General features: G+C 73.0%; 25 protein-coding genes. 18 read left to right on the plus strand and 7 right to left on the minus strand.

From position 1 onward, the window contains the following. Positions 1 to 103: 103 nt before the first annotated feature. Entirely contained in the window at positions 104 to 1,306 is a 1,203-nt protein-coding gene (fabV, locus tag EIM48_RS13445) for an enoyl-ACP reductase FabV (protein WP_019399093.1), read from the plus strand. 83 nt (positions 1,307 to 1,389) lie between these two features. Here the strand turns inward: fabV and EIM48_RS13450 are convergent, their stop codons facing one another. Both EIM48_RS13450 and EIM48_RS13455 read right to left on the minus strand, forming a co-directional pair. Further along, entirely contained in the window at positions 1,390 to 1,767 is a 378-nt protein-coding gene (locus EIM48_RS13450; RefSeq protein ID WP_019399094.1) for a response regulator, read from the minus strand. 17 nt (positions 1,768 to 1,784) lie between these two features. Continuing rightward, positions 1,785 to 4,193: a PAS domain-containing sensor histidine kinase gene (locus tag EIM48_RS13455; RefSeq protein WP_158675219.1), complete on the minus strand. Its 2,409-nt coding sequence runs from the start codon at positions 4,191 to 4,193 to the stop codon at positions 1,785 to 1,787. A gap of 167 nt (positions 4,194 to 4,360) precedes the next feature. Between EIM48_RS13455 and EIM48_RS15375 the strand changes: the two genes are divergently transcribed. Beyond that, positions 4,361 to 5,284: a hypothetical protein gene (locus tag EIM48_RS15375; RefSeq protein ID WP_019398297.1), complete on the plus strand. Its 924-nt coding sequence runs from the start codon at positions 4,361 to 4,363 to the stop codon at positions 5,282 to 5,284. Between the two features lie 14 nt (positions 5,285 to 5,298). Here EIM48_RS15375 and EIM48_RS13465 read toward each other — a convergent pair whose 3' ends face one another. Beyond that, positions 5,299 to 5,541, minus strand: coding sequence for a DUF3297 family protein (locus EIM48_RS13465; protein ID WP_019398298.1), 243 nt, complete (start codon positions 5,539 to 5,541; stop codon positions 5,299 to 5,301). Positions 5,542 to 5,654: 113 nt separating this feature from the next. Here EIM48_RS13465 and EIM48_RS13470 point away from each other — a divergent pair, with 113 nt between their 5' ends. The 6 genes from EIM48_RS13470 to EIM48_RS13495 all read left to right on the plus strand — a co-directional run bounded on the left by EIM48_RS13470 (position 5,655) and on the right by EIM48_RS13495 (position 10,492). Next, a complete protein-coding gene (locus tag EIM48_RS13470; RefSeq protein ID WP_019398299.1) occupies positions 5,655 to 6,209 on the plus strand; it encodes a YaeQ family protein in 555 nt (184 codons plus the stop codon). Next, complete coding sequence (locus tag EIM48_RS13475; RefSeq protein WP_125111885.1) at positions 6,209 to 7,411, plus strand: NAD(P)/FAD-dependent oxidoreductase; 1,203 nt, start codon at positions 6,209 to 6,211, stop codon at positions 7,409 to 7,411. Before EIM48_RS13470 ends, EIM48_RS13475 begins: the two co-directional genes overlap by 1 nt. Before the next feature lie 160 nt (positions 7,412 to 7,571). Continuing rightward, positions 7,572 to 7,877 (plus strand): hypothetical protein, encoded by a 306-nt coding sequence (locus EIM48_RS13480; protein ID WP_037034778.1) that lies wholly within the window; start codon positions 7,572 to 7,574, stop codon positions 7,875 to 7,877. Between the two features lie 169 nt (positions 7,878 to 8,046). Then, positions 8,047 to 9,336 carry a histidine kinase gene (locus tag EIM48_RS13485; protein WP_028915121.1) on the plus strand — a complete coding sequence of 430 codons (1,290 nt, stop codon included), beginning with the start codon at positions 8,047 to 8,049 and terminating at the stop codon, positions 9,334 to 9,336. Further along, on the plus strand, positions 9,329 to 10,096 hold the full coding sequence (locus tag EIM48_RS13490; RefSeq protein ID WP_026010455.1) for a LytTR family DNA-binding domain-containing protein: 768 nt from the start codon (positions 9,329 to 9,331) through the stop codon (positions 10,094 to 10,096). The genes EIM48_RS13485 and EIM48_RS13490 overlap by 8 nt, the downstream gene beginning before the upstream one ends. Before the next feature lie 33 nt (positions 10,097 to 10,129). Then, positions 10,130 to 10,492: a hypothetical protein gene (locus EIM48_RS13495; protein ID WP_019398304.1), complete on the plus strand. Its 363-nt coding sequence runs from the start codon at positions 10,130 to 10,132 to the stop codon at positions 10,490 to 10,492. A 3-nt stretch (positions 10,493 to 10,495) separates the two neighbouring features. Here the strand turns inward: EIM48_RS13495 and EIM48_RS13500 are convergent, their stop codons facing one another. From EIM48_RS13500 to msrB, 3 genes are all read right to left on the minus strand, one after another. Further along, positions 10,496 to 11,254, minus strand: a complete 759-nt coding sequence (locus tag EIM48_RS13500) for a hypothetical protein (protein ID WP_019398305.1) — start codon at positions 11,252 to 11,254, stop codon at positions 10,496 to 10,498. A gap of 73 nt (positions 11,255 to 11,327) precedes the next feature. Next, positions 11,328 to 11,702, minus strand: a complete 375-nt coding sequence (locus EIM48_RS13505; protein WP_019398306.1) for a YciI family protein — start codon at positions 11,700 to 11,702, stop codon at positions 11,328 to 11,330. A 34-nt stretch (positions 11,703 to 11,736) separates the two neighbouring features. Then, entirely contained in the window at positions 11,737 to 12,201 is a 465-nt protein-coding gene (msrB, locus tag EIM48_RS13510; protein ID WP_019398307.1) for a peptide-methionine (R)-S-oxide reductase MsrB, read from the minus strand. Between the two features lie 148 nt (positions 12,202 to 12,349). Between msrB and EIM48_RS13515 the strand changes: the two genes are divergently transcribed. After that, positions 12,350 to 12,751, plus strand: coding sequence for a host attachment family protein (locus EIM48_RS13515; protein WP_026010608.1), 402 nt, complete (start codon positions 12,350 to 12,352; stop codon positions 12,749 to 12,751). Between the two features lie 263 nt (positions 12,752 to 13,014). Here EIM48_RS13515 and EIM48_RS13520 read toward each other — a convergent pair whose 3' ends face one another. Next, positions 13,015 to 13,563 carry a DUF3016 domain-containing protein gene (locus EIM48_RS13520; protein WP_164544205.1) on the minus strand — a complete coding sequence of 183 codons (549 nt, stop codon included), beginning with the start codon at positions 13,561 to 13,563 and terminating at the stop codon, positions 13,015 to 13,017. Between the two features lie 212 nt (positions 13,564 to 13,775). Between EIM48_RS13520 and yedA the strand changes: the two genes are divergently transcribed. The 9 genes from yedA to EIM48_RS13565 all read left to right on the plus strand — a co-directional run bounded on the left by yedA (position 13,776) and on the right by EIM48_RS13565 (position 23,138). Then, positions 13,776 to 14,675, plus strand: a complete 900-nt coding sequence (yedA, locus tag EIM48_RS13525) for a drug/metabolite exporter YedA (RefSeq protein WP_125077302.1) — start codon at positions 13,776 to 13,778, stop codon at positions 14,673 to 14,675. Beyond that, complete coding sequence (gene rarD / locus EIM48_RS13530) at positions 14,672 to 15,571, plus strand: EamA family transporter RarD (RefSeq protein ID WP_028915117.1); 900 nt, start codon at positions 14,672 to 14,674, stop codon at positions 15,569 to 15,571. The genes yedA and rarD overlap by 4 nt, the downstream gene beginning before the upstream one ends. A gap of 55 nt (positions 15,572 to 15,626) precedes the next feature. Next, positions 15,627 to 17,033 (plus strand): UDP-N-acetylmuramate:L-alanyl-gamma-D-glutamyl-meso-diaminopimelate ligase, encoded by a 1,407-nt coding sequence (gene mpl / locus EIM48_RS13535; RefSeq protein WP_028915116.1) that lies wholly within the window; start codon positions 15,627 to 15,629, stop codon positions 17,031 to 17,033. Positions 17,034 to 17,101: 68 nt separating this feature from the next. Further along, the gene (locus EIM48_RS13540) at positions 17,102 to 17,695 is read left to right on the plus strand and encodes an LON peptidase substrate-binding domain-containing protein (RefSeq protein ID WP_125111886.1); all 594 of its coding nucleotides are present in this window, start codon (positions 17,102 to 17,104) and stop codon (positions 17,693 to 17,695) included. Positions 17,696 to 17,815: 120 nt separating this feature from the next. After that, a complete protein-coding gene (locus tag EIM48_RS13545; RefSeq protein WP_125111887.1) occupies positions 17,816 to 18,241 on the plus strand; it encodes a DUF2231 domain-containing protein in 426 nt (141 codons plus the stop codon). Beyond that, the gene (locus tag EIM48_RS13550; RefSeq protein WP_125111888.1) at positions 18,238 to 19,623 is read left to right on the plus strand and encodes a sorbosone dehydrogenase family protein; all 1,386 of its coding nucleotides are present in this window, start codon (positions 18,238 to 18,240) and stop codon (positions 19,621 to 19,623) included. Before EIM48_RS13545 ends, EIM48_RS13550 begins: the two co-directional genes overlap by 4 nt. A 96-nt stretch (positions 19,624 to 19,719) precedes the next feature. Next, a complete protein-coding gene (locus EIM48_RS13555) occupies positions 19,720 to 21,735 on the plus strand; it encodes a bifunctional DedA family/phosphatase PAP2 family protein (RefSeq protein ID WP_125108885.1) in 2,016 nt (671 codons plus the stop codon). Between the two features lie 91 nt (positions 21,736 to 21,826). Then, entirely contained in the window at positions 21,827 to 22,645 is an 819-nt protein-coding gene (locus EIM48_RS13560; RefSeq protein WP_125111889.1) for an NAD(P)-dependent oxidoreductase, read from the plus strand. Between the two features lie 55 nt (positions 22,646 to 22,700). Further along, complete coding sequence (locus EIM48_RS13565) at positions 22,701 to 23,138, plus strand: VOC family protein (protein ID WP_019398865.1); 438 nt, start codon at positions 22,701 to 22,703, stop codon at positions 23,136 to 23,138. Positions 23,139 to 23,152: the final 14 nt, after the last annotated feature.

The following is a 23,152-nucleotide window of genomic DNA, read 5'->3' on the forward strand; positions in this document are numbered from 1 at the left end:
CCATACGCCCCGGGAGGGTCGTTTTCCGGCCGGACCACTTAGACTGTGGCGCTTCCGCGGCGCCCGCGCGCCCGCGTCCCTTTCCGCTTCAGAGAGAGTCCGCGTGGTCATCCATCCCAAAGTCCGAGGCTTCATCTGCACCACCGCCCACCCCGAAGGGTGCGCGAAGAACGTGCAGGACCAGATCCGCTACGTGCAGTCCCAGGGCAAGCGCGAGGGCGGGCCGAAGCGGGTGCTGGTGATCGGCGCCTCCACCGGCTACGGCCTGGCCGCGCGTATCACCGCCGCCTTCGGCTACGGCGCCGCCACCCTAGGCGTGTTCTTCGAGAAGCCCGGCACCGAGAAGAAGCCGGGCAACCCGGGCTGGTACAACTCCGCCGAGTTCGACCGCCAGGCCAAGGCCGCCGGCCTGTGGAGCCGCTCGATCAACGGCGACGCCTTCTCCGACGAGGTCCGCGCCAAGGCCATCGAGCTGATCGGCGAGATGGGCGGCCCGGTCGACCTGGTCGTGTACTCGCTGGCCTCGCCCGTGCGCCGCCTGCCGGATACCGGCGAGCTCAAGCGCTCGGCGCTCAAGCCGATCGGCCAGCCGTACAAGGCCACCGCGGTGGACACCAACCGCGACCAGGTGATCGAGGCCACGGTCGAGCCGGCCACCGAGCAGGAAGTCGCCGACACCGTGAAGGTGATGGGTGGCGAGGACTGGGAGCTGTGGATCGACGCCCTGTCCAAGGCCGGCGTGCTGGCGCCTAACGCCAAGACCGTGGCCTTCAGCTACATCGGCACCGAGATCACCTGGCCGATCTACTGGCATGGCGCCCTGGGCAAGGCCAAGGAGGACCTGGACCGCGCCGCCCACGCCATCGACGCCAGGCTGAAGCCGACGGGCGGTTCGGCCAACGTGGCCGTGCTCAAGTCGGTGGTCACCCAGGCCAGCGCCGCGATCCCGGTGATGCCGCTGTACATCGCCATCGTCTACCGGATCATGAAGGACAAGGGCCTGCACGAGGGCCCGATCGAGCAGCTGGAGCGCACCTTCCGCGAGCACCTGTACAGCGACAACCCGCCGCCGGCCGACGAGTCCAACCGCCTGCGCCTGGACGACCGCGAGCTGCGCGACGACGTGCAGCAGGCCTGCCGCGACCTGTGGCCGCAGGTCACCACCGAGAACCTGTTCCAGATCACCGACTACGCCAGCTACAAGCGCGACTTCCTGAAGCTGTTCGGCTTCGAGCGCGAGGACGTGGACTACGACGCCGAGGTCGACCCCGTGGCCGCCTTCGACGTCATCGACCTGGCCGAGTAACAGGCTCGCATCGACCTGGCATCGCATGCGGCCGGCCCCAGCGCCGGCCGCATGCGCCTGGCGGCCGAATCACGAATCCCGAATCACGAATCCCGCGCCGCGGTAGCGGCGACGACACACTCGCGCAGGTCGCTGAGCCGGAACGGCTTGGACAGCCGCACCAGCGATGGATCCAGCTCCACGTTGGTGTAGCCGGAAACCACGATCACCGGCGTGCCGGGGTTGCGGCCGACCACCTCGCGCGCCAGGTCGGCGCCGGACATGCCCGGCATCAGGTGGTCGGTGACCACCAGGGTGGGACGCAGGCCGCGGTCCAGTTCGGACAGGGCTTCCTCGACCGAGCCGGCCTCCACCACCTCGTAGCCCATGTCCAGCAGGACGTCGGCGGTGCACATGCGCACGCCCGGTTCGTCGTCGACGACCAGGGCGATGCGCGGCGGGTTCGGTGGCGCGGTTGCCACGGGGATCTCCCTCAGGGTCACGGCTCGCCGGCGGACGGCAGCCAAAGCTCGACCATGGTGCCTTTGCCGGGTGCGCTGTCGATGTGAAGGCAGCCGCCCAGCTGCAGGGCCAGGCCGTGCGCCATCGACAGGCCCAGGCCGGTACCCTTGCCCACGCCCTTGGTGGAGAAGAACGGCTCGATCGCCCGCGCGCGGGTGGCCTCGTCCATGCCCGCGCCGGTATCGGCGACGGTGATCACCGCGTAGCGCCCGGCCGGCAGGGCGCGCGGCGCCCCGGGACCGGGCACCTCGGCGCTGCGCGCGGACAGGGTCAGGGTGCCGCCCTCGGGCATGGCGTCGCGGGCGTTCACGCCGAGGTTGAGCAGGGCCATCTCCAGCTGGTTCCAGTCCGCGCGTGCCGGCGGGGTATCGGCCCCGGCGTGGACCTGGATCCGCACCCGCGGATCGAAGCTGGAGCGCATCAGCGCGCCGATCCCTTCCAGCAGCGCGCACACGTCCACCACCACGGTCTGCAGCGGCTGCTTGCGCGCGAACGCCAGCAGGCGCTGCACCAGCATCGCCGCGCGCTCCGTGGACTGCCGCGCCACGGCGATGGTGCGCGCGCGCCGCTCCGGGTTGGCGGCCGGGTCGGCCGCCAGTTCCAGCGCGGCCATGATCGGCGCCAGCAGGTTGTTGAAGTCGTGCGCCACGCCGCCGGTGAGCTGGCCCATCGCCTCCAGCTTCTGCGACTGGCGCAGGGCTTCCTCGGCGATGCGCCGCTCGGTGATGTCGATCGCCTCCTGCACCACCGCGGTGATCCGCCCGTCGGCGCCGCGGAACGGGCGCAGCGAAAGCTCCAGCACGCGGCGGCCGTCGGGCAGCACCAGTTCCAGCTCGTCGTGCACCGGCTCGCCGGCGGCCGCGCGCAGCACGCCGGCGCGGATCCGCTCCGGCATGCCCGGGGTGCCGGCGAACCAGGGGGTGTCCCAGAACGTCCGCCCGACCACGTCCTCGCGGCTGGCGCCGATCATCGCCAGCGCGGTCTGGTTGGCGTCCAGCAGGGTGCCGTCGAGGGCGCACATGCCCTGCAGCTGGAAGCTGGTCTCGAACAGGTTGCGCAGCTGCGCCTGCGACTCGGCCAGCGCCGCCACCGCGGCGCGGTGCGCGGTGACATCGCGCGCGCTGCAGTAGAACTTGCCGTCCTGCGGCGTGGCCACCCACGACAGCGTGCGGTAGCTGCCGTCGCGTGCGCGCATGCGGCACTCGAAGCCCAGCAGGGGTTCGCCGGCGTGCAGGCGCTGGCGTGCCGCGGCCGCCGCCCCGCGGTCGCCCGGGTGCAGCAGCTCGCGCATCGGCCGCGCGGCCAGCTCCTCGTGGCTCCAGCCCAGTACCTGCTGCCAGGCCGGGTTGCTGCGCTCGAGGATGCCGTCGCGGTCGAACACGCCCAGCATGTCGGGGGTGACCTGCCAGTTGAGCGAGCGTTCGTGGGCGTGCTCGGCCACCCGCTGCTCGAGTTCGCGGTTGAGCTGTTCCAGCTCGGCCTCGCGCCGGCGCAGCGCCTGCTCGGTGCGGGTGCGGCGGGTGTTGTCCATGCCCACCAGCACCAGCCCGCCGATGCTGCCGTCCTGGTCGGTGAACGGCTGGAACACGAAGTCCAGGTAGTGCTCCTGCGGCGCGCCGTGCTCCGGTTCGGCGACGAAGCGCGCGTCCTGCTCGGCGTGCGGGCGGCCGCTGCGGTAGACCTCGTCCAGCACCGGCATCCAGCCCTGGTGCACCACCTCCGGCAGCGCCTCGGCCACGGTGCGGCCGACCAGGTCGTCGCGCCCGACCAGGCGCAGGTAGGCGGCATTGGCGAACTCGAAGCGGTGCTCCGGCCCGCGCAGCATGGCCATGAACGCCGGCGCCTGGTCGAACATGCGCGCCAGGCGTGCGCGTTCGTCGGCCAGCCGGCGCTGGGTCAGCACCCGCCGGGTGGTCTCGTGGGTGATGCAGAGCATGGCCACGACCCGGCCGTCGGCCTGGCGCACCGGGCTGTAGGTGAAGGTCCACCAGGTGTCCTCGGGCACGCCATTGCGCTCCATGCGCAGGTACATGTCCTCGACCCAGGTGGCGGTGCCGGACATGGCCATCTCCGCCATCCCGCGCACGTCGTCCCATAGCTCGTGCCAGACCTCGCGCAGCGGCCGGCCCAGGGCGGTGGGCTCCTTGACCCCCAGCACCGGGACGTAGGCGTCGTTGTAGAACAGCAACAGGTCCGGGCCCCAGCCCAGGCACATGGCGAAGCGCGAGCCGAGCATCATCGACAGCGAGGTCTTCAGTTCGGTCGGCCAGGACTGCGGCGGGCCCAGCGGATGCGCGGACCAGTCGTGCATCGCCACCCGGCGGGCCACGTGGCCCCCGTCGCGCAGGAATTCGGTGCCGGGGACCAGGAGCTGCTCGAGGGGCATCGCGCGCGCGGGGCAGGGGAGGGTGGGACGGATGCTGGCATATCGCGCGTGGGCGGCGTGATCACGCGCCCGGCCTGTCCGACCGGTGGCTGAGCGGGCGCGCCGGCCGGGGGAACCGGCGGCCGCGCGCACGGTCTGCTGCTGTCCCCGCCCGCATTCCTTCCCGCTTGCACGAGTCCCCCGCCAGGCAGCTGCTGCCCCATGCCGTGGCCGCGGTACTGACCGCGGCGCTGCTGGCGCTGGGCGCGTGGCTGCTGCTGTGGAGCGCGCGGCCGCGGCTGGAGCCGGGGGCGCCGCTGGAGCGGCTGCAGCTGCGCCTCGTCCCGCGCGCGGTGCTGCCGTCCCTGCCGCCGCAGGACGCCGCGAGGCCGGGCCCGCAGTCGGCCGCGGGCACGACCGCGACCGGGCCGCGGCAGCCCGCCGCACCTGTACCGGCCTCCGGCGCCGCGCCTGCCCGGCAGATCGACCTGTACGACGCCGATGGCCGCATCCACCTGCCCGAGGGCACGGTGGCGCGGGTGCCGGTACCCGGACAGGACCCGCTGCAGCCCCCCAATCCGGTGGACTACCGCGGCACCCGCTTCGGCGACGACTGGATCAGCGACGGCGACATCGCCGACGTGGCCGGGCAGGCCATCGCCCGCGCCCAGGGCAAGATCGCCCGGGCCCTGCTGGGCAAGGAGATCCAGCATGCGCAGGCACGGCGACCGCCGCAGGTGGCGTTCAACCCGGCCCGCCACGAACGCCCGGCCGACCTGGGCAGCGAGGCCACCGGCGATGCCTGGCGCGCCGCGCCGATCAGTGCCGAGCCCGCGCCGGGCCTGGACGGCAGCGCCAGCCGCAGCCTGCGCGAGCAGGTGGCGCAGCTGGAGCGCGAGCATCCGCGCTGCCCGCGCGAACGCATGGAGAAGCTGCTGGAACCGCTGCGCGAGGCGCTGGCCCGGCTGCAGTCGGTGGAGCACGCGATGGCCAGGGGCGCCGACCCGGTGCGCGCGCAGCACCAGCTGCCGTCCACGGCCGACAGCGCCTGGGACCAGGGCCGGCGCGCGCTGTGGCATGCGCGCCGGCAGCTGCAGGATTGCCGCGGCTGAGGCGGCGGCGCGGCCTAGCCTTGCGCCAGGTAGTAGGGCTCGACCACGCCCTTGATCTTGATCGTCATCGGGTTGCCGCGGCGGTCGCGCGAGCGGCCCACCTGCACCCGGATCCAGCCCTCGCTCACCGAGTATTCCTCGACGTTGTCGCGCTCCTCGCCGTTGAAGCGCACGCCCACGCCGCGGTTGAGCGCTTCGGCGTCGTAATAGGGGCTGCGCGGGTCGAGGGCCAGGCGGTCGGGAGGCGTATCGGTCATCTTCGGGAAGCTGTCGTGCGTGCCGGAGCCGCCGGCGCGGTGGGTGAAGGATACCGCGGGGCGCGTATCATGCGCCTCCCGCGGCGCCCCCGCCGCCGCACCGGAGACTTGCCATGGCGCTCAAGGCCACCGTGGTCCGCGTGGACCTGCAGATCAGCGACATGGACCGCCACTACTACGCCGCCCATTCGCTGACCCTGGCCCAGCACCCGTCCGAGACCGGGGAGCGGCTGATGGTGCGGGTGCTGGCCTTCGCCCTGCATGCGCAGGATCGGCTGGAGTTCGGCCGCGGCCTGAGCACGGACGAGGACCCGGACCTGTGGCTGCGCGACTACACCGGCGACGTGCAGCTGTGGATCGAGCTGGGCCAGCCGGACGAGTCGCGCGTGCGCAAGGCCTGCAACCGCGCCGCGCGGGTGGTGGTGCTCAACTACGGCGGCCGCGCCGCCGACCTGTGGTGGGAGCGCAACGCGGGCGCGCTGTCGCGCCACCACAACCTGGACGTGCTCGACCTGCCGCCGGCGCAGCTGGAACCGCTGGTGGCCATGTACGCGCGCGGCATGCGCCTTGACGTGCAGGTGCAGGACGGCGAGGTGCGGGTGCTGGACGAGCGCGGCGCCGAGGCGGTGCTGCAGCCGGTGCCGCGGATGCGCGCACGGGAAGGCTGATGGCCGCGGCGCCCGACCGCTACGACGCCATCGTCATCGGCGCCGGCGCCGCCGGGCTGATGTGCGCGCTCACCGCCGGCCAGCGCGGCCTGCGCGTGCTGGTGGTCGAGCATGCCAACAAGCCGGGCAAGAAGATCCTCATGTCCGGCGGCGGGCGCTGCAACTTCACCAACACCAACACCAGCCCGGCCAACTACCTCTCCGCCAACCGGCACTTCTGCAAGTCGGCGCTGGCGCGCTACACGCCCTGGCAGTTCATCGAGATGGTGGACCGCCACCGCATCGCCTGGCACGAGAAGGCGCCTGGCCAGCTGTTCTGCGACGTGTCCTCCAAGCTGATCGTGCGGATGCTGCTGGACGAATGTGCCGCCGGCGGCGTGCAGTTGCTGACCCAGTGCAGCGTGGAGGCGGTCGAGCAGCCCGATGGCGGCGGCTTCCTGCTGCGCACCACCCAGGGGCGCTTCGCCGCGCCGGCGCTGGTGGTGGCCAGCGGCGGGCTGTCGATCCCGAGCATGGGCGCCACCGGCTTCGGCTACGAACTGGCGCGGCGCTTCGGCCACGCGGTGCTGCCCACCCGCGCCGGCCTGGTGCCGCTGACCCTGTCCGGCCGCCACCTGGAGCGGCTGGCCGACCTGTCCGGCGTGGCCCTGGAGGTGGAGGCGCGCTGCAACGGCCGCAGCTTCCGCGAGGCCATGCTGTTCACCCACCGCGGCGTCAGCGGCCCGGCGATCCTGCAGATCTCCTCGTACTGGCAGCCGGGCGACGAGCTGCTGCTGGACCTGCTGCCCGGGCGCGACGCCCTGGAATGGCTGCAGGCGCAGCAGAAGCAGCGCCCGGACGCGGAGCTGAAGACCGTGCTGGCCGAGGCCCTGCCGCGGCGCTTCGCCCAGCGCCTGTGCGAGCTGTGGCTGCCGAACCGGCCGATGCGCCAGCTCGACGTGCCGCAGCTGCGCAAGGCCGCCGAAGTGCTGTCGGCCTGGCCGCTGGTGGCCAGCGGCACCGAGGGCTACCGCACCGCCGAGGTCACCCTGGGCGGCGTGGACACCCGCGATGTATCCTCCAGCACCATGGAGTCGCGCAAGGTGCCGGGCCTGCATTTCGTCGGCGAGGTGCTGGACGTCACCGGCTGGCTGGGCGGCTACAACTTCCAGTGGGCCTGGGCGTCCGGGCACGCGGCCGGGCAGGCGCTGGCCGCGGCGTGAGGGGGCGCAACGCGCGCCGGCGGCGGCGGCCGGCTTAAACGTTCAAGCACCCGCGTATTTCCTGCGCGCGGTTTCACCGCCGGGTGACGGCGCGGCTGGAAACCTCGAAGGCCACGGGAAGGCCCGGCGCGCGGGACGCGCCAGCAACAGGAACGCGACAATGCCCCAGGCACTACCGCCGGCGCGCCAGGCGGTCATGATCGACATCGACCGCGAACGCGACCACTGGCGCCAGCGCTACCAGTCGCTGCCCCGGGCCCGGGCCATGCGCAGCTTCGCCCGCTACTGGCCGGTGCTGTGCGCCGCCTACGACGTCTACCTCAACCACCCGCGCGCCGCCGCGGGCGAGCGCCTGGAGCTGTTCCTGCGCCGCGAGAGCGTGGCCATGAGCCTGCTCAGCGAGGCCGAGGCCAGCCAGGTGTTCGACCAGGTCTGGGAGCGCATCCGCGACGCCACCGCCGACTGAAGGCGCAGGCCGGCCGCGCATCCCGGCCGTGGATGCCGCCGGCCGGCGTGCCCGGCGCGCCCGCCGCCCCCGGTTTCGTCGCCCGATTCCCGGTTTCGTCGCATCCCCGGTTCCGTTCCCGGCGGCGGCCGCTATCCTCGCCCGCATCCTTCCAGCCCGCGGGCCCCACGTGTCCTCCAGCCTCTTCCTCGCGTTCCGCATCCTGTTCGCCTGGTGGGTCGCCATCTTCGTGGCCGGCTTCGTCTGGGCCGGGATGTTCGGCGGCGTCGGTGGTGTCTTCTGGCTGCTGGCGCTGCTGACCTTCGGCCTGGCGGTGCTGGGCGTGATCACCCACATCCGCCGGGTGCGCCTGCTCGCCGGGCGCCTGGACGCGGCGGTGCTGGCCAACCGCCAGCAGCGGCGGATCGAGCTGCCGCTGGACGCGGAGGCCGCCTTCGACCTGGTCGCCGACGCGATCCGCCAGCTGCCGCGGGTGGAGGACATGGAGCCGCTGCGCGGCAGCCTGCAGTTGCGCGCGCGGGTGCGCCGCTCGGACCCGTTCGGCGGCGCCCGGCCCTCGCGCTGGAACCTGCTGGCGCGCTTCGCCGTCACCCACGACCGGGTGCTGGCGACCGTGCACCCGGGCAGCGGCACGGTCGGCGTGACCGTGCTGTGCGAGCCGGACGCGGCGCACTGGGTCGACCTGTTCGCGCTGGACGAAGGCAGCAACTACGAGAACGCCGAGAGCCTGCTGCGCGCGCTGTCGCACCAGGTCGCGGCGCAGCGCCGCGAGGAGCGGGCGCGCGCCGAGCGCGAGGCCACCGACAACGCGCTCACCGTGGCCCGCCTGAACCTGCTGCAGGCCCAGGTCGAGCCGCACTTCCTCTACAACACCCTGGCCAACGCCCAGGTGCTGGCGCGCACCGACCCGCCGCGCGCCGAGCAGATGCTGGGCCACCTGATCCAGTACCTGCGCCACTCCCTGCCGCGCGAGCACGACACCCTGTCCACCCTGGGCGAGGAGCTGGAGCGCACCCGCGCCTACCTGGAGATCCTCAGGATCCGCATGGGCGCGCGCCTGCAGTTGCAGGTGGAGGTGCCGGACGCGCTCAAGCAGGTGCCGCTGCCGTCGATGATGCTGCAGACCCTGGTGGAGAACGCGATCAAGCACGGCCTGGAGCCCAAGCCCGGCGGCGGCACGGTGTGGATCCTGGCGCGCCGGGCCGACGACCAGGTGGCCATCACCGTGGCCGACGACGGGTGCGGCTTCGGCAACGGCGCCAGCGCCGGCACCGGGATCGGCCTGAAGAACCTGCGCGAGCGCCTGCGCCTGACCTATGGCGACGCCGCCTCGTTCTCGATCGTGTCCAATTTCCCCAACGGGGTGGCCGCGACCGTCGCGGTGCCGGCGCCGGAGGCGCCCGCCGCGCCGCCGCCGCTGCCCCCGTTCGCCCAGCCCGGAGGTGCCGGCCATGCCTGACTGCATCGTCGCCGAGGACGAGGAGCTGCTGCGCGCCTCGCTGGTGCAGGAGCTGGCGGCGGCCTGGCCGGAACTGCGGGTGGTGGCCGAGTGCGAGGACGGCGCCGCCGCGCTGGAAGCCATCGCCGCGCACCAGCCGGAGGTGGCCTTCCTCGACATCCGCATGCCGGGCCTGACCGGGATCCAGGTGGCCGCGGCGGTGGCCCAGTCCAGCCCGCGGACCCAGGTGGTGTTCGTCACCGCCTACGACCAGTACGCGATCGAGGCCTTCGAGAAGGGCGCGGTCGACTACCTGCTCAAGCCGGTCGCGCGCGAGCGGTTGCAGGCCACGGTGCAGCGGCTGCAGGCGCGCGCCGGCGGCGGCCCCGACCAGGCCACCCTCGACGCGTTGCTGCAGCACCTGGCGCGGCGCCCGCCGCCGCCCTCGGCGCCGCCCCCGCTGGCCTGGATCACCGCCAGCAACGGGCGCGAAACGCGGCTGATCATGCTCGAGGACGTGGCCTACTTCCGCGCCGACAACAAGTACACCGTGGTGGTGACCGCCGAGGGCGAGTCGCTGCTGCGCACCCCGCTGAAGGAACTGCTGGCGGTGCTGGACCCCAACCGCTTCCGCCAGATCCACCGCTCCACCATCGTCAACCTGGCGGCGGTGCTGTCGGTGGTGCGCGACGACAGCGGCAAGGGCCAGCTGCGCCTGCGCAACCGCAGCGAGACCCTGCCGGTGAGTGCGCCGTTCATGGCCCTGTTCCGCGGCATGTAGCCGCACCGGACCGGAAAGACCAAGGAGTGTCCCATGCACCTGCTGACCGCCCTGCTTGCGTGCCTGCTGTCGCTGTTCGGCGGCGACGGACCCGGCAGCCGCACCCGCATCGACTTCGCCCGCGCCGGCCAGGGCGTGCTGCTGAGCAAGACCACCCTGGCCGACGGGCTGGCGACCTTCCAGTGCCTGTCCAGCGGCAGCGGCGCCTGCCACTACCGCCTGTACCAGGAGATCTGCAAGGCCGCCGTCGGCGGCACCGCGCTGGAGCAGCACTGCAGCCGCCGCGAACTGGGGCGCTTCCAGCTGCATGTCGGCGCGCGCCGCCAGGTGGGCGGCCTGCCCGCGGACTTCGCCCAGTGCGTGGTCGCGGCCCAGGACGCGCCCGGGTGCGCCTGAGCCTCAGTGCGCCGTTGCGGCCAGCCGCCGCGCGCGCAGCCGCAACCAGGCGCTCTGCGCCGCCAGCAGCGCGGCCGCCAGCAGGGCCATCCGCGCGGTGGGGTCCGAGCCGGGCAGGGTGGATCCGGACTGCCGCACCCACATCGCCACCAGCCCCCACAACGCCGCCGCGGCATAGGCCAGGTTGCCGCGCATGCGCGCGTTGAACCACAGCAGCAGCGCGGTGGCCGCGGCCAGCAACAGCAGCGAGGACACCAACTGTGCCTGCGGGTGGATCCAGCCGAAGGCCAGCGCGGACTGGGCCAGGTTGAGGAACGCCGCCAGCGACAGCCAGCCGGCGTGCAGCGACAGCCCCAGCCAGGACCAGAGGTGCGCGCCGCCGTGCGGACCGGCATCGGACAGGCGCACCGCCACCCATAGCAGGCAGGCCAGCGCGGCGAAGATCACCAGCAGGCAGGCCGCGAACAGGCCCTGCGAGAACAGCGGCATCCACAGCGCGGTAAGCGCGAAGCCGGCGGCGGTGGCCGGGGCGACGCGCGCCAGCAGCGGGTCGTCGCGCCACCGCGCGCGCAGCTGGCGCAGGGCGTGCACCAGGTCCAGCGCGAACACCAGGCTCCAGATCGAGAACGCGTAGCCGGCGGCCACCAGCAGGGTCGGGTAGCGCGCGGAGACCTCGCCGTTGTCCGGACCGAACACGCCGCGCTGGGACAGGAACGCCACCACCGGCATCGCCAGCGCGGCAAGCAGGACCAGTATGCGCATCGCCTCGCGCCCGCGCCGAATGGAGATGGGCCGACGCTAGCCGGCGCGCGCGGGACGTGGCGTGAAGCCCGGCCTAGGCGCCGACGCGCACGCGCTCGGCGTCCAGGTCGCCCACCGGGCGCACCTCCATCGCGCCGTAGCGCGCCCACGGGAACTGCTTGGCCAGTTCCACCGCCTCCTCCAGGGAGTCGGCCTCGATCAGGTTGTAGCCGGCCAGCACTTCCTTGGTCTCGGCGAAGGGACCGTCGTACACCCGCGCGCGGCCCTCGCGTACCCGCACCGTGCGCGCGGTGGTCGGCGGCTCGAGCTTGTTGGCGCCCAGCAGCGTGCCCTTGCCGGCCAGGTCGTCGGCCTTGCGCACGCAGTCGCGCATGTGCGCGTCGTACTCCTCCTGCGACAGCTGTCCCAGCAGGGCCTGGTCGATGTACACCAGCAACAGGAACTTCATTGGCGTTCTCCGTGGAAGGTAGGGCGCGCGGCGCTCAGGGCGGCCCGGCTTCGGCGCCGCCGCGGCGCAGCGGGTCGGGCAGGGGTTGGCCGGCGTCGACGAAGCCCAGCGACACCGAGTTGAGGCAGTGGCGTTCGTAGGTCGGCGGCGGCCCGTCGGGGAACACGTGGCCCAGGTGGCCGCCGCAGCGGGCGCATACGATCTCGGTGCGGACCATGCCGTGGCTGGTATCGCGCACGCGGCGGATGTGGGCTTCGTCGTAGGGCGCGAAGAAGCTGGGCCAGCCGGTGCCGGAATCGAACTTGGCCGAGGAGCGGAACAGCGGCAACCCGCACAGCCGGCACACGTAGGTGCCCTCGCGCTTGTTGTCCAGGAACACGCCGCAGAACGGGCGCTCGGTGCCGTGCTGCAGCAGCACGTGGCGTTCCTCCGGCGACAGCGCGGCGGCCAGGGCCTGCAGCTGCTCCGGGTCGGGCGGGGTCAGGTCGAAACGGCTCATCGGCGGCTCCGGTGGCGGGCGTCCCAGCATGCACCAGGGCGGGCGGCGGGTGAACCGGCCCGCCGCGGCCGCCGCTGACGCGACGTGCGCGGGACGCTAACACCTCCCTGCCTAGGCTGGCGGGGCGATCCCCAAAGCAGGAGGCGACATGCGAAGGATTCCCCGTGGTGCCTGGGTGCTGGTGGCCGACGGTGCGTCGGCGCGGCTGTTCACCAACGTCGGTGAGAAGGGCCAGCTGGTGCTGCACCAGGAAGCGGCCATCGCGCTGGATCCCAAGGAAGGCGAGATGCCGGCGATCCTGCCGCCGGAGGTGGGGGCCAAGGAGGCCGAGGAGGCAGGCTTCGCGCGTGAACTGGCGCGGCGCCTGAACGAGCACGCGCTCAACGGCCGCTTCCAGCACCTGGTGCTGGCGGCCGACCCGACCACCCTGGGCTACATGCGTCCGTTGCTGCACGAGGAGGTCCGCAGCCGCCTGCTGGCGGAAGTGGCGAAGAACTACACCAACCTGCGGCGCGAACAGATCGAGCAGGCGCTGGCGCCCGACTTCTGAGGTCCACGCCGCGCGCCGCCGGCCGCCGGTCCCGGGCGTTTGCCGGGGCCGGACGAAGCTTCCCGTGGTCTTGCGCGTGGTCCGCTGTGCGGGGCAGCGGGGCAGCGGGGCAGGGCCAGGACCGGGCGCCGGGCGCCGGGGCCGTTCCCGGCCAGGGCGGTCACCGCCGGATCACCAGCCCGCCGCCCCCGGCCATCGGTCTGCCGGAAGCGTCGGCATCAAGGCGGCGCGGGCGGCACGATGCAGTCCGCGCCGCCAATCCCTCAGGCCGCCGGCGACGGCAGCTCCTTGCGCAGCCAGTCGTCGATCATGCGCTTCTCGTAGCGCAGGGCATCGCTGTCCAGCGGCGCGCCGCGCTGCAGGTAGGACACGTCGTGCAGCTTGCGCTCGCCCTCGGCCAGCACCTGGCCGTCGGCGCCGGTGATGCGGAACTTCAGCTCCATGCGCGGCGGATAGTGGTCGCGCATGAAGCGCACGTGGTCCAGGTTCGGACCGCGCCACGGCTCGTAGCGGCCGGCACGCTGGATGTCGGTGATGGTCACTTCCATGCGCGCGCCCTCGGGCAGGCGCTTGGCGGCGTTCTTCTGCAGGTGCCGGGCCAGCTCGGCGACCCAGTCGCCATGCGCGGCTTCCCAGCGGTTGCCGCTGTAGCGCAGGTCGGAGAACTGCGCCGGGTCCTCCCAGGACACGCTGACCGGATCCTGCTCCGGCAGCGCGCGCGGGGCATCGGGATCGGTGACGCTCCTGGCGGCCGGCGCCACGGCCGGCAGCGCGGCCAGGGCCAGCAGCAGGAGCATGGATGGGGCTTTCATGTTCCGCTCCGGTATCGCGTTGACCTGCAGCGAATATGCGCCCGCGCGCATGCCCCGGCAAGGTGGCGCGGGCCAGCCGTTGCGGTCGCTTCAGGCGCACGGCGCAACGCTTTCCTTGCGCCGGATGGCCCCGGAACCACGCCTTCCGACACGGTGCGCGAGGGGCGCACGGCGCTAGAATCGCAGGTCCGCTCCTTCCCCCCGGATTCCGCATGAGCGTTCCCGCGCAGGCCCCGGCGCGCGCCGCCGGGCTGGCCATCGTTTTCGCCCTGGCCATCGTCTACGTGGTCTGGGGTTCGACCTACCTCGGCATCCGCTTTGCCCTGGAAGGCGGATGGCCGCCGCTGCTGGCCGTCTCCGGCGCGCGCTTCGTCGTCGCCGGCGCGGCCATGTACGCCTTCCTGCGCTGGCGCGGGGTACCGGCCCCGACCCGCGCGCAGTGGAAGAACCTGGCGGTGATGGGTTTCGCCCTGCTGCTGCTGGGCAACGGCTGCGTGGTGCTGAGCGAGCAGAGCGTGTCCTCCGGCCTGGCCGCGGTGGCGGTGGCCTCGGTGCCGCTGTGGATGGGCGTGTTCGGCGCGATCTACGGCCAGCGCCCCACCCGGATCGAATGGCTGGGCATCGCCATCGGCTTTGCCGGCGTACTGTGGCTCAACGCCGGCAGCAGCCTCACCGCCAGCCCCGTGGGCCTGGTCCTGCTGCTGGTGGCGCCGGTCGGCTGGGCGTTCGGCTCGGTGTGGTCGCGCGGGCGCGACCTGCCGTCGCCGTTCATGGCCGCGGCCGGGCAGATGCTGTGCGGCGGGGCCATGATCGTCGCCACCGGCCTGCTGCGCGGCGAGTCGCTGCCGGCCGCGCCGACCCTCCACGGCACCCTGGCCCTGGGCTACCTGGCGCTGTTCGGCTCGATCGTGGCCTTCAGCACCTACGTGTGGCTGCTGCACCACGTGCGCCCGGTGCTGGTCAGCAGCTACGCCTACGTCAACCCGGCCATTGCCGTGGCCCTGGGCGCGTGGCTGGCCGGCGAGCGCTTCACCGCGCACGACCTGGGTGCCATGGCGGTGATCCTGGCCGGCGTGGTCACCATCACCCTGGCGCGGGTGCTGCGCCGATGAGCACCGCCGCTCCGTCCATCGACCGCCGCGGCCTGGCGGTCACCGCCGGCACCTTCGTGCTGTGGGGCGTGGTGCCGGTGTACTGGCACCTGCTGAAGAACGTGCCGGCCATGCAGATCATGGCCCACCGCGTGGTCTGGAGCGCCCTGCTGGTGGTGGCCTGGCTGCTGCTCAGCGACGGCCTGGGCTGGCTGCGCAGGCTGGCCGCGCAGCCGCGCGCGCTGCCGGCGCTGGCGCTGAGCGCGGTGCTGATCGCGTTCAACTGGGGGTTGTACATCTGGGCGGTCAACGCCGGCCACGTGGTCGAGACCAGCCTGGGCTACTTCATCAACCCGCTGGTCAACGTGGTGCTGGGCGTGCTGGTGCTGCACGAGCGCCTGCGCCGGGTGCAGTGGATCGCGGTGGGCTGCGCCGCGCTGGGCGTGGCCTGGCTGACCGTGCAGGCCGGCTCGCCGCCGTGGATCGCGCTGGGCCTGGCCGCCTCGTTCGGCCTGTACGGGCTGGTGCGCAAGCTGGTGGCGGTGGATCCGGTGGCCGGCCTGGGCCTGGAAAGCCTGTACCTGTTCCTGCCCTCGCTGGCCTACGTGCTGTGGGCCGAGGCCGGGCACGGCGGCAGCTTCGCCAGCGGCTGGGGCTGGGGCACGGACCTGCTGCTGGTGTTCGGCGGCGTGGTCACCGCGGTGCCGCTGATCGGCTTCGCCTATGGCGTGCGCCGCATCCCGCTGAGCGTGGTCGGGCTGCTGCAGTACATCGCCCCGACCCTGCAGCTGCTGCTGGGCGTGTGGTTCTTCCACGAGCCGTTCGGCGCCGGCCGCGCGCTCGGTTTCGGCGCGATCTGGCTGGGACTTGCGCTGTACGCGGGCGAGGGCCTGTGGCGCGCGCGCAGCCGCTCCTAGCCCGGAAACGGCAACGGCGCCACAAAAGCCGGCGCCGCTGGGCGACAATCGCGGCATGACCACCACCATCCACATCCTCGGGATCGCCGGCACCTTCATGGGCGGCGTGGCGGCGCTGGCGCGCGAACTGGGCTACAGCGTCGAAGGCAGCGACCAGGCGGTATACCCGCCGATGTCCACCCAGCTGGAGAAGCTGGGCATCCAGCTGCGCCAGGGCTACGACCCGGCGCATATCTCCCCCGACGCGGTGGAGGTGGTGATCGGCAACGCCCTCTCGCGCGGCAACCCGGCGGTGGAGCAGGTGCTGGACGACGGCCGCCGCTACACCTCCGGCGCGCAGTGGCTGGCCGAGCACGTGCTGCCCGGGCGCACCACCCTGGCGGTGGCCGGCACCCACGGCAAGACCACCACCACCAGCCTGCTGGCCTTCCTGCTGCAGGCCGCTGGGCGCGACCCGGGCTTCCTGGTCGGCGGCGTCGCCGAGGACTTCGGCACCTCGGCGCGGGTGGGCGGCGGCCGCGAGTTCGTGGTCGAGGCCGACGAGTACGACACCGCCTTCTTCGACAAGCGCAGCAAGTTCGTGCACTACCGGCCGACGGTGGCGATCCTCAACAACCTCGAGTACGACCACGCCGACATCTTCCCGGACCTGGCCGCGATCCAGCGCCAGTTCCACCACCTGGTGCGCACCGTGCCGCGCGCCGGCCGGCTCGTCGTCAACGGCGAAGACGCGCACCTGGCCCAGGTGCTGGCGATGGGCTGCTGGACCCCGGTGGAGACCTTCGGCCTGGAGGGCGCGGAGGTGGCCATCGCGCGCGCCGGCGGCGGTGCCGGCTTCGACTGGAGCGCGCGCCTGCTGGCCGCCGACGGCAGCCAGTTCGTGGTGCTGCATGACGGCCGCGAAGTGGCGAGCGTGCACTGGCCGCTGCTGGGCCGGCACAACGTGCTGAACGCGCTGGCGGCGCTGGCCGCGGCGCACGCGGTGGGCGTGTCGCCGGCCGATGTGGCCCCGGCGCTGGCCGGCTTCCACAGCGTCAAGCGCCGCCTGGAGGTGCTGGGCACCCCGGCCGGCGTCACCGTGTACGACGACTTCGCCCACCATCCCACCGCCATCCGCACCACCCTCGAAGGCCTGCGTGCCAGGGTCGGCGATGCGCGCATCGTGGTGGCGATGGAGCCGCGCAGCAATTCCATGCGCCTGGGCGCCCACGCCGACGCGCTGGCGCCGTCGCTGGACATCGCCGACGTGGTCGTGTTCCTGCATCGTCCGGAGCTGGCCTGGGACGCCGGCAAGGTGGTGGCCGCGGTGCGCGGCCAGGCGCAGGCGGTGCCGGATACCGACACCCTGCTGGCGCGCCTGGGCGAGCTGGTGCAGGCGGGCGACCACGTGGTGTTCATGTCCAACGGCGGCTTCGACGCGGCGCCGCGGCGCTTCGTGGCGATGCTGGAAGGGCGCGACTGACCACGCCGCCGTGACGCCGCCTTGAACGGGCGGCGTTACCCTGCCGGCGAGCCGAACGCCATCGCACCGTGCCCAGTACCGAAGCCCTGCCGCTGTTCCCGCTGCACACCGTGCTGCTGCCCGGCGCGCCGCTGGGACTGCGCGTGTTCGAGCGCCGCTACCTGGACCTGGTCGCCGAGTGCGGCCGCCAGGGCCGCAGTTTCGGCGTGTGCATGATCCTGGAGGGCGAGGAGAGCGGCGCGCCGGCGACGCCGGCGGCGTTCGGGGTGGAGGCGCTGATCGAGGACTTCGGCAGCGAGCCGGGCGGGGTGCTGACCCTGGCAGTGCGCGGTGCGCGCCGGTTCCGGGTCAGCCGCACCAGCGTGCGCGACAACGGCCTGCTGGTCGGCCAGGTGCGCTGGCGCGACCAGCGGCAAGAACCCGGCAGCGGCGCGCGGCTGCTGCCCGAGCACGCGGTGCTGGGCACCCTGCTGGGCGAACTGCTGCAGAAGGTGGGCGGGCTGCACGACGCACCCAACCTGCGCCTGCTGGAGGACGCCGAATGGGTGGGCTGGCGCCTGGCCGAGATCCTGCCGATCAGCGAGGAGCAGCGCCTGGCCCTGCTGCAGCAGGACGACCCGCACCGGCGCCTGCAGCAGCTGCTGCTGTGGATGGACGAGTAGGGCAGGGGCGCCGGGGACGCGCTTACACACGGCCGTGAGGCCTGCACGGCGACCATGGGCCACGGCCGACAGGCCGCACCGCCCATCCGCCGCCCGCGGCGTACCCCCGGAGGACCCGCCATGGTCGCAACCGTCGAACGCCGGTATGCACCCGCCTTCCATCCCGTCCACGCGCTGCTTGTCGGCGGCGCGCTCTCGCTGATCCTCGGCACGCTGCTGTCCGACATCGCCTACGCGCGCACCTACGAGATCCAGTGGATCAACTTCGCCGCCTGGCTCAACGCCGGCGGCCTGGTGCTGGCCGCCATCGCCCTGGTGTGCTCGCTGTTCGGCCTGGCGCCTTCGCGCCGCACCCGCGGCACCGTGCTGCACTGCGTGCTCTGGCTGGTGGCGTGGATCCTGGCCTTCCTCAACGCTCTGGTCCATGCGCGCGACGCCTGGGCCAGCATGCCGATGGGCCTGGTGCTTTCGGTGCTGGTCTTCGCGACCGCCCTGGTGGCGACCTTCTTCGCGGCCTGGCCGCTGCGCACGGGAGGTGTGCGATGAACCGCCTCAAGCTGCTTGCCGCCGCCAGCGCCATCGTCGTGCTGGCCGCCTGCAATCCCCAACCCGGACCGGTGCAGTACGGCGCCAACCCCGGGCTTCCGGAACCCAGGCGCGGCCTGCTGCCGGAGATGAAGATCGCCGATCCCTCCGAATGGGGCGACCGGGTGCCGGTCGTGCCGGAAGGCTTCGAGGTGCGCGCCATCGCGCGCGACCTGCGCATCCCGCGCCAGACCCTGGTGCTGCCCAACGGCGACATCCTGGTGGCCGAGGGCCGGGGCGGCAACGCGCCGCCGCTCAAGCCCAAGGACGTGATCGCCGGGCCGATCAAGGCCGCCGGCACCACCCAGGTTCCCGGCGGCAACCGCCTGACCCTGCTGCGCGACGCCGATGGCGACGGCGAGTACGAACTGCAGACCGTGTTCGCCGAGGACCTCGACGCGCCCTACGGCCTGGCCCTGGTCGGCAACAACCTCTACGTGGCCAACCAGGACGCGGTGGTGCGCTTCGACTACCAGCCGGGCATGACCCAGGCCCGCGCCGGCAAGCCGCAAGTGCTCACGAAGCTGCCTTCGGAGATCAACCACCACTGGACCAAGGCGATGACCGCCAGCGCCGACGGCCGCTTCCTGTACGTGGGCATCGGCTCCAACAGCAACATCACCGAGCGCGGGATGATGGCCGAGCAGGACCGCGCGGTGGTCTGGGAGATCGACACCGCGACCGGCATGCACCGCGAATACGCCGGCGGCCTGCGCAACCCTACGGCGCTGGCGATCCAGCCCGGCAGCGGCCAGCTGTGGGCGGTGGTCAACGAGCGCGACGAGATCGGCCCGGACCTGGTCCCCGACTACCTGACCTCGGTGCGCGAGGGCGGCTTCTACGGCTGGCCCTGGGCCTACTGGGGCCAGAACGTCGACACCCGGGTCAAGCCGGAGAACCCGGAGAAGGTCGCCGCCACGATCACCCCGGACTATGCCCTGGGCGCGCACGTGGCGGCGCTGGGCCTGGACTTCTCCAGCCCGGTGATGGGACCGGAATACGCCGAGGGTGCCTTCGTCGGCATGCACGGCAGCTGGAACCGCGCCGAGCCGGTGGGCTACAAGGTGGTGTTCGTGCCGTTCCGCAACGGCCGACCTGCCGGCGACCCGATCGACTTCGCCACCGGCTTCCGCGACGACGACGGCACCACCCGCGGCCGCCCGGTGGGCGTGACCGTGGATCCGCGCGGGGCCCTGGTCATCGCCGACGACCTGGCCAACATCGTCTGGCGGATGGCGCGGACCGGCGCGGCCGCGCCGCCGCCGGGCCCCCCGCCGCCGGCCACGGACCAGGCCGGCGGGGAGGATACGGAGACGGTGCCCGAGGCCGGTACCGGGCCCTGATCCGGCCGCCGCCGGACCCGGCCACCGCCGGGGCCGGGGGGTGCCGGCGGCGCGTTCCTACAGCGTCCGTTGCGGGGCGGCTCCTATAATCCGCCGATGAATTCTTCCTGGATGGAAGCCACCCTGGCCTGGATCGGGGAACACCCCCTGCTGGCCGGCGTGGTGATCTTCGCGATCGCCTTCTGCGACGCGCTCATCATCGTCGGGGCCGTGGTCCCGGCCCTGCCACTGCTGTTCGCGGTGGGCGTGCTGATCGGCATGGGCGAGATCTCCGGCCCGTACGCGGTGGCCAGCGCGGCCCTGGGCGCCATGGCCGGCGACGCCATCAGCTACTGGGTCGGCCTGCGCTGGGGCGACCGCCTGCGCGGGGTCTGGCCGTTCAGCCGCTACCCGCAGCTGCTGGAGCGCGGCGAGACCCTGTTCCGGCGCAATGCCTTCAGCGCGATCCTGCTGGCCCGCTACGTCGGCGCGATCCGCCCGTTCGTCCCGGCCATTGCCGGCATGGCCAGGATGCCGGTGCGACGCTACTTCACCGCCTCCGGCCTGGCCTGCGTGTCCTGGGGCGTGCTGTTCCTGGCCCCGGGCTGGGTCCTGGGCCGGGCCTACGACGCGGTGGCCGCGGTGGCCGGCCACCTGGTGGTGGTGCTGGGCCTGCTGCTGGCGGTGCTGGCGCTGGCCTGGGCGGTGGTGCTGTACACCTACCGCTGGTTCGCCGAGCACGCCGACGCCGTGCTGGCGCGGATGCTGGCCTGGTCGCACCGGCATCCGGTGCTGGGCGAGTACTCGGTGGCGGTGTTCGACCCGCAGCGGCGCGAGTCGGTGCCGCTGGCGCTGCTGGCGGTGCTGCTGCTGGCCATCGGCTGGGTGTGGTTCGCCCTGCTGCTGGTGGTGGTCGGCCACGGCGAGCCGCTGGGCGTGGACCTGGCGGTACACCAGCTGATGCTGTCCCTGCGCAACCCGCTGGCCGACTACCCGCTGGCGGCGCTGGCCTCGCTCGGCGACTGGCCGGTGCTGGCCCCGGCCTGCGCCGCGGCGCTGGGCTATTTCGCCTGGCGCCAGCGCTGGATGGCCGCCGCGCACTGGCTGGCGGCGCTGGGCTTCGGCCTGGCCCTGACCTGGCTGCTGGGCGCGACCATCAACGTGGTGCGCCCGCCCTCGGCCAGCAGCGGCTTCGGCTTCCCCTCGATCGCGGTGACCATGTCCACCATCGCCTTCGGCTTCTTCGCCGTGCTGATCGCGCGCGAGCTGCCGGGGCGCGACCGGGTCTGGCCGTACATGGTCTCCGGCCTGGTGGTGGCGGTCATCGGCTTCGCCCGCCTGTACCTGGGCGCGCACTGGCTCAGCGACGTGGTCGGCGGGATGCTGCTGGGCATCGTCTGGCTGCTGGTGCTGGGCATCGCCTACCGCCGCCGCTTCAACCGCTCGTTCTGGGTCAAGCCGGTGGCGGCGGCGTTCTACGGCGTGTTCGCGTTGGCCGCGCTGTGGTACGCGCCGCGCAACATCGAGGCCAAGCTGGCCAAGTTCGAGCCGCCGGGGCCGGCGATCGAGGTCCAGGACCTGCAGGCCTGGTGGCAGCGCGACTGGGCGCTGCAGCCGGCGCGCCGCAACGAGTTCGACGACGCCCAGCGCTGGCCGCTGGACGTGCAGGTGGCCGGCCCGCTGGGCCCGCTGCGCGAGCGCCTGGAGGCGCAGGGCTGGAAGGTGCAGCCGCAGGCGCGCTGGGAGCAGGCGCTGAACATGTTCGACGAGGACGTGTGGCCGGCCGGCGTGCCGGTGCTGCCGGCGACCCTGGACGCACGCACCGAGGCCCTGCTGATGGTGCGCGAGGGCGCCCGCCCGGACCGCCGCATCGTGCTGCGGCTGTGGGCGGCGCCGGTGCAGCTGCGCCCGGGGCACCAGCCGCTGTGGATCGGCACCGCGCAGACCCTGCACTTCACCCCCGCGTTCGACGTGCTGGCCACCTGGCGCCCGCATGCCGACGCCGACCCGGCGCTGGAGCGGATCGTGGAGGCGGTGGCCGACCTGCCGCACCAGGTCGAGCCGCACCCGGTCTCGGGCCTGCCCACGCTGCGCCTGCGCACCGCCGCGGCCGGCGCGGAAGCGGCACGCTAGCGCGCCGCCCGCGGCGGCGACGCACGCGACCGCGCACGCGCAGCGCGTGCCGGGCGACAATGCGCGTCCCCCGTTGTACCTGGAGACGCGCATGACCAGCCTCGCCGGCAAGACCCTGTTCATCACCGGTGCCTCGCGCGGCATCGGCCTGGCCATCGCCCTGCGCGCGGCGCGCGACGGCGCCAACGTCGCCATCGCCGCCAAGTCCGCGGTGCCCAACCCGAAGCTGCCGGGCACCATCCATACCGCGGCCGAAGCGGTGGACGCCGCCGGCGGCCGCGGCCTGGCGCTGAAGTGCGACATCCGCGAGGAAGACCAGGTGCAGGCCGCGGTGGCGGCCACGGTGGACGCCTTCGGCGGCATCGACATCCTGGTCAACAACGCCAGCGCGATCTGGCTGCGTGGCACCCTGGACACGCCGATGAAGCGCTTCGACCTGATGCAGCAGGTCAACGCCCGCGGCAGCTTCCTCTGCGCCCAGGCCTGCCTGCCGCACCTGCTCAAGGCCGCCAACCCGCACATCCTGACCCTGGCGCCGCCGCCGAACCTGGACCCGAAGTGGTGGGCCCCGCACACCGGCTACACCCTGGCCAAGATGGGCATGAGCTTCGTCACCCTGGGCCTGGCCGCCGAGTTCGGCTCGCGCGGCGTGGCGGTCAACGCGCTGTGGCCGCGCACGGTGATCGCCACCGACGCGCTGAACATGATCCCGGGCGTGGAGCCGGCGCGCTGCCGCAAGCCGCAGATCATGGCCGACGCCGCGCACGCGGTGCTGGTGCGGCCGGCGGCCGGCTTCAGCGGCAAGTTCCTGATCGACGAGGAGGTGCTGCGGCAGGCCGGCGTGGAGGATTTCTCCGGCTACGCGGTGGATCCGGCGCAGCCGCTGCTGCCGGACCTGTTCCTGGACTGAGCCGCGCCGGCGCGCACCCTCCTACAATGGGCGATCCCTCCGCCATGGAAGCACCATGAAGTACCTGCACGCGATGATCCGGGTCCACGACCTGGAAAAGACCAGCCGCTTCTTCACCGAGGGCCTGGGCCTGAAGCAGACCCGGCGCATGGACAACGAGGCCGGGCGCTACACCCTGGTCTACTTCGGCGCCCCGGAGAACCCGGAGGCGGAGATCGAGCTGACCTACAACTGGCCGCCGGAGGACGGTTCGGCACCGGAGGACTACGGCAGCGCCCGCAACTTCGGCCACCTGGCCTTCGAGGTCGACGACATCTACGCCATCTGCGCGCACCTGCAGTCCATGGGCGTGACCATCAACCGCCCGCCGCGCGACGGCCGCATGGCCTTCGTCCGCACCCCGGACCTGATCTCGATCGAGCTGCTGCAGAAGGGCGAGGCCCTGCCGCCGGCCGAGCCGTGGGCGTCGATGCCCAACACCGGCACCTGGTAAGCCGGCAGGATCGC

This window comes from Pseudoxanthomonas sp. SGNA-20 (assembly GCF_003931635.1).
GTDB lineage: Bacteria > Pseudomonadota > Gammaproteobacteria > Xanthomonadales > Xanthomonadaceae > Pseudoxanthomonas.

Bases quoted from the DNA above. Each gene is read 5' to 3' on its own strand.
- EIM48_RS13560 (WP_125111889.1), top strand. From the start codon at position 21,827: ATGACCAGCCTCGCCGGCAAGACCCTGTTCATCACCGGTGCCTCGCGC.
- EIM48_RS13545 (WP_125111887.1), top strand. From the start codon at position 17,816: ATGGTCGCAACCGTCGAACGCCGGTATGCACCCGCCTTCCATCCCGTC.
- EIM48_RS13495 (WP_019398304.1), top strand. From the start codon at position 10,130: ATGCACCTGCTGACCGCCCTGCTTGCGTGCCTGCTGTCGCTGTTCGGC.
- EIM48_RS13515 (WP_026010608.1), top strand. From the start codon at position 12,350: ATGCGAAGGATTCCCCGTGGTGCCTGGGTGCTGGTGGCCGACGGTGCG.
- EIM48_RS13470 (WP_019398299.1), top strand. From the start codon at position 5,655: ATGGCGCTCAAGGCCACCGTGGTCCGCGTGGACCTGCAGATCAGCGAC.
- EIM48_RS13490 (WP_026010455.1), top strand. From the start codon at position 9,329: ATGCCTGACTGCATCGTCGCCGAGGACGAGGAGCTGCTGCGCGCCTCG.
- EIM48_RS13520 (WP_164544205.1), bottom strand. From the start codon at position 13,563: ATGAAAGCCCCATCCATGCTCCTGCTGCTGGCCCTGGCCGCGCTGCCG.
- EIM48_RS13455 (WP_158675219.1), bottom strand. From the start codon at position 4,193: ATGCCCCTCGAGCAGCTCCTGGTCCCCGGCACCGAATTCCTGCGCGAC.
- EIM48_RS13565 (WP_019398865.1), top strand. From the start codon at position 22,701: ATGAAGTACCTGCACGCGATGATCCGGGTCCACGACCTGGAAAAGACC.
- EIM48_RS13500 (WP_019398305.1), bottom strand. From the start codon at position 11,254: ATGCGCATACTGGTCCTGCTTGCCGCGCTGGCGATGCCGGTGGTGGCG.
- EIM48_RS13550 (WP_125111888.1), top strand. From the start codon at position 18,238: ATGAACCGCCTCAAGCTGCTTGCCGCCGCCAGCGCCATCGTCGTGCTG.
- rarD (WP_028915117.1), top strand. From the start codon at position 14,672: ATGAGCACCGCCGCTCCGTCCATCGACCGCCGCGGCCTGGCGGTCACC.
- EIM48_RS13555 (WP_125108885.1), top strand. From the start codon at position 19,720: ATGAATTCTTCCTGGATGGAAGCCACCCTGGCCTGGATCGGGGAACAC.
- EIM48_RS13465 (WP_019398298.1), bottom strand. From the start codon at position 5,541: ATGACCGATACGCCTCCCGACCGCCTGGCCCTCGACCCGCGCAGCCCC.
- yedA (WP_125077302.1), top strand. From the start codon at position 13,776: ATGAGCGTTCCCGCGCAGGCCCCGGCGCGCGCCGCCGGGCTGGCCATC.
- EIM48_RS13505 (WP_019398306.1), bottom strand. From the start codon at position 11,702: ATGAAGTTCCTGTTGCTGGTGTACATCGACCAGGCCCTGCTGGGACAG.
- mpl (WP_028915116.1), top strand. From the start codon at position 15,627: ATGACCACCACCATCCACATCCTCGGGATCGCCGGCACCTTCATGGGC.
- EIM48_RS13475 (WP_125111885.1), top strand. From the start codon at position 6,209: ATGGCCGCGGCGCCCGACCGCTACGACGCCATCGTCATCGGCGCCGGC.
- msrB (WP_019398307.1), bottom strand. From the start codon at position 12,201: ATGAGCCGTTTCGACCTGACCCCGCCCGACCCGGAGCAGCTGCAGGCC.
- EIM48_RS13480 (WP_037034778.1), top strand. From the start codon at position 7,572: ATGCCCCAGGCACTACCGCCGGCGCGCCAGGCGGTCATGATCGACATC.